This window comes from Bartonella sp. AP20NXHL, from assembly GCF_042196165.1.
In the GTDB taxonomy this organism is placed as follows: domain Bacteria; phylum Pseudomonadota; class Alphaproteobacteria; order Rhizobiales; family Rhizobiaceae; genus Bartonella.
The window spans coordinates 1-4,202 of the sequence record NZ_JBHIPV010000042.1 but is presented as its reverse complement, the minus strand read 5'-3'; the positions used below and the strand labels follow the sequence as shown (position 1 = coordinate 4,202).

General features: G+C 36.1%; 8 protein-coding genes. 4 read left to right on the top strand and 4 right to left on the bottom strand.

Going from position 1 to position 4,202, the window contains the following annotated elements; genetic code table 11:
- Positions 1-378: 378 nt before the first annotated feature.
- The gene (locus ACFILL_RS08785) at positions 379-960 is read right to left on the bottom strand and encodes a hypothetical protein (RefSeq protein ID WP_375643782.1); all 582 of its coding nucleotides are present in this window, start codon (positions 958-960) and stop codon (positions 379-381) included.
- A 3-nt stretch (positions 961-963) separates the two neighbouring features.
- Entirely contained in the window at positions 964-1,284 is a 321-nt protein-coding gene (locus tag ACFILL_RS08780) for a hypothetical protein (protein WP_375631617.1), read from the bottom strand.
- 345 nt (positions 1,285-1,629) lie between these two features.
- Between ACFILL_RS08780 and ACFILL_RS08775 the strand changes: the two genes are divergently transcribed.
- Entirely contained in the window at positions 1,630-1,812 is a 183-nt protein-coding gene (locus ACFILL_RS08775; protein WP_006589116.1) for a type II toxin-antitoxin system HicA family toxin, read from the top strand.
- A gap of 20 nt (positions 1,813-1,832) precedes the next feature.
- A complete protein-coding gene (locus ACFILL_RS08770; protein WP_375613904.1) occupies positions 1,833-2,255 on the top strand; it encodes a type II toxin-antitoxin system HicB family antitoxin in 423 nt (140 codons plus the stop codon).
- A 3-nt stretch (positions 2,256-2,258) separates the two neighbouring features.
- Here the strand turns inward: ACFILL_RS08770 and ACFILL_RS08765 are convergent, their stop codons facing one another.
- A complete protein-coding gene (locus ACFILL_RS08765; protein ID WP_375643783.1) occupies positions 2,259-2,801 on the bottom strand; it encodes a hypothetical protein in 543 nt (180 codons plus the stop codon).
- Between the two features lie 12 nt (positions 2,802-2,813).
- Complete coding sequence (gene ssb, locus ACFILL_RS08760) at positions 2,814-3,266, bottom strand: single-stranded DNA-binding protein (RefSeq protein ID WP_375637824.1); 453 nt, start codon at positions 3,264-3,266, stop codon at positions 2,814-2,816.
- Positions 3,267-3,454: 188 nt separating this feature from the next.
- Here ssb and ACFILL_RS08755 point away from each other — a divergent pair, with 188 nt between their 5' ends.
- Positions 3,455-3,736: a type II toxin-antitoxin system RelE/ParE family toxin gene (locus ACFILL_RS08755; RefSeq protein WP_252619286.1), complete on the top strand. Its 282-nt coding sequence runs from the start codon at positions 3,455-3,457 to the stop codon at positions 3,734-3,736.
- Positions 3,737-3,752: 16 nt separating this feature from the next.
- Positions 3,753-4,046, top strand: a complete 294-nt coding sequence (locus tag ACFILL_RS08750) for a HigA family addiction module antitoxin (RefSeq protein WP_004856691.1) — start codon at positions 3,753-3,755, stop codon at positions 4,044-4,046.
- Positions 4,047-4,202 lie beyond the last annotated feature (156 nt).

The window sequence follows — 4,202 nt, the reverse complement described above, 5'->3', positions numbered from 1 at the left end:
AATGGTCAAATGAATCATGCATAAAAGTGTGGGTTCTTAAGTGGATTCATATAAAATAATTGCACACAACATATTGATTTATTTATATTTTTATGTCATATGTGGCGCCGGGTGCTGAAAACACGGTGCATAGTCCGTCGTCACGCTTTTCCCATAAAGGGTATTGTATAGCGTAACTACACCCGACAGATCTATTATACGCATGTAGCATATAATGAGTCAAAGCCTTTAGTATGCGGAAAATAAACTGTTTCGGCAATCTATCCGCTATGCATCTAAGGTGTTTTCTAGGCACCTAATTTAACGATATACGTTTTCCGTGAATCTTGTCAAGAAAGAAAATCTCAGTGTATAGCAAACATAGCTTGAGAACATGATCTAGCCTTTCTTATTAGCAGCGTATTCTTGACGAGAAAGTTGTCTCTGTATATTTTTGGTTAATCTTTCATTGGCTTCTTTTACAATAGCACTTGCAATTTTTGGCTTGGACATTACCCCAGCAATTGAGGGTCCTTTTTGTTTTGCAATGGGGAATTGATCTCCATCGGCTCTTTGAAACACATTCCCATTCAGCTTTTTTAATTCAACGCGCTTTGGAAAACTCCCACCTTTGATAAAAGCATGGGGTAAGATTTCTTTCTTTCCAAACAGTGTGTAAGTTATGCCGCGTTTTGTTTCGTTTACTTTAAAAAATTTAAGAGGTATCGGTGTTCCAGAACCAATGATATCTGTCTCAAGAAACCTTGCTGTTGCCTTTTCTTTAATATAAACACCTCTTCTTATACGCTTTATTTGGGCTGATGAGATGTCTGCAACTTGCTTTTCAGTAAAGCGTTCAACTTGTTTTGCTGCAGTGTTTAGAGCATTACGCAGAGCCCAATTAAGGCGTGGTGCTTGAAGACTGGTGAAGGTATCTTTCACCTGTTGAAGATACCATTTTTGGTGGATGATTAACTTCAACTTCTAAGCCTTTTTTGGGGTAGGTGTTGATGACTTAGAAGCTTTAGATGCTTTTGGCTGTTCGAGTGGAATTTCCTCTGTCACTGGTTCAGACGATGTTTGTACGGCTTCTTGTTCTATCTGTTTAATTTGTTCAATTGCCTTATCTGTTTTTGCTGTTGTCTTGACGTCAACAAAAAGTTTTGCAGCATTGGCGCGCTTGAGACGTGCGTAGACTTGATTAGAAACTTCAACAAATGGATTATTGGGTGTTGATGGTTCAAAGCGAACAGTGCTTTTATTGTCTCCAACAACACACATTGGCTTAGTGATGACAGCTTTCATCATTGCTCCTTTTGCGTCATAATTAATGACATCATTAGTCAATTATTGATTTTTGTTATTTGAAAAATAGATTAGTCAGAATTACCCAGAAAACAGGGCTTTCTAGCCACGTTTCAAGATCACATTTTGCTGAATTTTTGGGGATATTTTTGAATTTTAGACACAATACGACTAGTGCAGTACCCTCACTAAATACGATTTTTTACACTATGTCAACAAAAAAATCATGATCTTGTATTTTTTTTATTTTTTTACCTAAATATGGTGTTTTAAAAGATGTCCTTTATTTTCCTTTAATGCAACATTTATGTTGTATTGAAACATTTTAGATGTTATATTATTATAATGAATAGTCAAGAATTGAAAAGATATCTTATAAAGCATGGTTGCAGTTTTACTTCAGGGAAGGGAGGGCATTTGCTTGTAAAGCGTGGTTCTAAAAAGTCCGTTTTACCTATGCATGGTACGCGAAAAGAATTAGGAACAGGATTAGTCCAGAAGATTCTTAAAGATCTTGACCTAAAATAAGCCAGGATATGGAGGTGTAAATGAAATATGCAATCAAATTTATCAAAGATGACAATGATACTCTTCTAGTCGTCTCTAAAGACTTTCAGGAATTTATTACTTATGGTAACGATGAAAAAGAAGCTTTGGAACAGGCTAAAAATGCACTTTTAACAGTCATTATGGGGCGTTTTCAAGATCGTGAACCTATTCCCTTTGGACATCGTGATATTGCCTATCCTTTTGTTGAAGTATCTTCATTGGTAACTTTAAAAATTGCAATACATAACGCTATGATTGAAAAAAACTTACGCAAAGCTGATCTCGTACGTCTTTTAAAACTTCATCCAATACAAATTGACCGATTGTTGGATTTAAACCACGCAACCAAATTAGATGCCTTAGAATCTACTCTCATTGCTCTTGGAAAAGAGGTTGCCATTAATATCCAAGACGCCGCTTGAAAACTACCGGTTTTGCGTAAAATGTTTATAAAGCGCATTAAGAGCAATGCGCAATGAAAGCACAAGGTGTGGTAGTGATTGATCTTCTATGACAAGATACTGTAATGCAGCATGAAGGTTATATTGACGGTGTAAATATTGAGCTTCTTGAACAACATTTTTTACAGCTAAAAGATGTTCTGTTGCTATCTGTACCCATTTCTCTCTTGCTCCGTTATCAGAAGTTGTAGGCATTTCATCATAAATTGCATTAGGCAATCCTTTTGCACATAGGTAATTGTTTTTCACTTCAAGATATTTTTGCGCAGCATCATATTGGTCTTGATTTATTTCGCCTTGCAAATAAAGCCGCCCAATATAGGTACCGGAAAGCGGATTTTTAGCCTCTTCTATGGTCAAACAGAAGCGTTTGGCACGCATTTCAATTGCCAATTTATCCATGGGTTCATGCGGTGTTTTTGCTCGTGAGATGCGTCCATTTGGTTCTCTGATACATCCTTTAATCCGAGGACGACCGCGTTTTGCACGTTTTTTTCTTTTTGTCATATTTTTTTTCAATCAGAATGGGACGCTATCGTTAAGAGCCGTTCTATAATCTTGAGCACCTGAAGCGATAGCATAATTTTGAGAAGTAATAGGTGAAGGGGTAGGGGATGCCGATTGATCTTTCTTTGCATCAAGCAAATACAATTCACCTTTGAATTGTGGTAAAACAATCTCTGTTGTGTAACGGTCATGCCCATTTTTATCTTGCCATTTGCGTGTCTGTAATTTTCCTTCTACGTAAACTTTTGAACCTTTGTTTAGATACTGAAGTGCAATTTTTGCCAAATGTGGATTAAAAATCACAACTGAATGCCATTCAGTTTTCTCTACTTTTTGATGAGTATTTTTATCTGTATAGCTCTCAGAAGTTGCCATACGAAAATTGACTACTTCTGTTCTAGAATTCATTGTTTTGCTTTCGGGATCAGCACCTAAACGCCCGATTAACATCACTTTATTTAGCATGTTTTTTCTTACCTTAAATTTGTATTTTAATACATACAAAATCCTAGCATGATTTGCATATTTTTTCAATTATTTCAAAATGATATTATTGTTTTTTAACATATAAAATTATGTTTAATATGCTCTTTGATAAATAATCAATTGACATAAATGCATGGTGTATAGTATCAAGTATCAAGAGGGTATATATGGCAATCGTTAGTTTTAAGCATAAAGGGTTAAAATTATTCTTTGAAAGAGGAGTCTGCAAAGGCATACAACCCGCGCATGCTAAAAAATTAGCAAACATTTTAGTAATTTTAGATACAATATCCGCGCCTGAACAAGTTACTCTTAAATCGTATCGTCTACATGCGCTTACGGGCGATTTAAAAGGTTACTGGTCAATGCGTGTCAATGGAAATTGGCGTGTTACTTTTCGTTTCATTGGGACAGACGTTGAACTGGTTGATTATCAAGATTACCATTGAGTTTTGAGGTGTTATTATGATGTACAATCCTCCACACCCTGGCGGCATTTTGAAAGAAGAATTGCTTGATGAATTAGGGTTAACAGTAACAGAAGCTGCAAATCGTCTTGGCGTTGCACGTTTAACTTTATCCCGCGTCTTAAACTGCCATGCGGCGATTAGTATTAACTTAGCTTTACGGTTAGAAAAAGCGGGTTTAAATGATGCGGAATTCTGGCTTAAATTGCAACAAAAGCATGATTTGTGGCAAGCTCGGCATAACAGCCCAATCCCACATATTTCACCTTTAGAGCAAGTAGGGCATCTTTAGAAATACTTAGCCCATCTTTCTTCACACCTAGAGGTCATGTTCTTTAAAATCAAGCAGCCCACGATAGTTTTTTATGCTCTTGTTGATTTCATCTATGAACGTTGAGAAGAGACAACGCCATTTAATCTAAACAGTTTTATAAAATCGGAAATTTTA